Genomic DNA, 1,779 nt, shown 5'->3' with positions numbered 1-1,779 from the left:
CATTAAAGAGATTATAAAGCTTAAAAAAGATGTTGATCTAGTCCAGTCAATAATATACAAACTATTTGATAGCAATGACAGAATTAGAACAAAAGATTTAGAACTGAATTTTTATATAAACTCACCCGGGAACGCTGCGGACTTAATAAGTATGTCAAATGCTTTGCCTAAAGAATTTGATGCTATATTTAGCATTGAATGGAATGGGTTAAGTAGTGGTGAAGTTTCGTTATTACATCTTTTCTCGAGTCTATATAATTCAATTTATAAAATATCTTCCTCAAAAAACAAAAGCAAAATACTACTGTTACTAGATGAGATCGATTTGTATTTGCATCCTGAATGGCAACGGAAAATATTTTCTGATATTATAGATATGCTAAATGAATTCAACGATGGTGTAAGTTTCCAAATATTGATGTCATCGCATTCGCCTATAATTGCGTCTGATTTCTTACCTGTAGATATAATTTCTCTCAGTCGTGGTGGTAATAAAGAAATAGTCACAGGTAATCTTGATTCAATTGGTTTTGGAGAATCAATTGAAAAAACCATGAGTCAAGGTTTTTTCTTGAGAGCGACAGTCGGTGAAAGAGTTCTGAAAAAAGTGGAAGAATTAATTAAGAGAAAGAATGATAAGTCATTTATTAATGATAATGAATATATAACCTCCTTGATAAAAAATAAATTCCTCACATATATTTTGGGGATCAAAAATGATTAAAGTCCCGACTAGGTTCTCTTCCGAGTTCGTTGAGGAATATTATGGTATTGTTTCTGATATGGTATTTCTTAATAAGGTCAATGAGTACGGTAATGACTCCGAGGAATACCATGAGTTTATGTTTTACTTGAGTAAGAATTTTTGCAAAATAATCACTGCGGATTTTAATGAGCTCTTAGATATTTTAACGGACATAAACAATCTGTTCCCTGTTATTTCTGAATGCTACAACCCAAAACATTTTTTTCAAGGGATTGATCTGAATCAAATACCTTCGACAGTTGAAATAATTAGTATATATCTACGGGGAGATGACAATCTTAATAGAATATGCGAGCTAAAGAGTGATGCAATACGTGAGATCTCATTTGTAAATGGAAATCTTCAGAGTCACTTTGTTGGTTTTTATATCTCAAAATTAAATGACTCCAATGATGCACGCTCAATAAAATCATGTTGCAAAAAAATTCACGCAGCTTTAAATGATGGAAATATAGATTTAGAAGTAATGCCTGAATGGGTTAGGATGTTAAGAAATATAATGTCCTATGAGTCGATGCCTAGCGAAATTCTTCGTAAAATTGGAGATGAGCTTGCTTTAGATTATTGTCCTATGTGCAATGAGTCTCACGTGGGAAATATCACTGATGATAATAGGGTTTATAGGCAGGCTCTTGATCATTTCCTTCCGAAATCCAAGTATCCTATTTTTTCATTAAGTATCTACAACCTGATACCTTGTTGCAATACATGTAATTCTCTATTTAAGAGGGACAAGGATACTTTATACCCACTTCATGCGAATCCTTATTTTCAAGGTGCTGATGAATATGTTGTTTTTGACATCGAAAAACTAACGTCGGCAATGCTATATGGAAATGAAGCTGGTTCGAGAGTGAAATTCATTGCAACAAACACAGCCGTTGATAATAATATAAAATTATTTAAACTATTAGGAGTTTACAATAAAAGAGCAACCAAGGCAGAAATTTTTCGGCTTATGGCACTTTTTAAAAGCTATTATGAAAATTGGAGGGCATTTATGACCTATGATG

At 32.5% G+C, this 1,779-nt stretch carries 1 protein-coding gene and 1 pseudogene; both read left to right on the top strand.

The genetic code is table 11. From position 1 onward, the window contains the following. On the top strand, window positions 1-724 hold a 724-nt coding region (locus ADK28_RS29550), incomplete at its 5' end, for an AAA family ATPase (protein WP_161802681.1). Continuing rightward, a pseudogene (locus ADK28_RS00270) lies at window positions 717-1,779 on the top strand (hypothetical protein); the annotation flags it as partial. The gene ADK28_RS29550 and the pseudogene ADK28_RS00270, both read left to right, overlap by 8 nt.

Source organism: Serratia sp. 506_PEND, from assembly GCF_001076875.1.
GTDB lineage: Bacteria > Pseudomonadota > Gammaproteobacteria > Enterobacterales > Enterobacteriaceae > Serratia > Serratia marcescens.
This window is presented reverse-complemented; position numbering and strand designations above follow the sequence as displayed.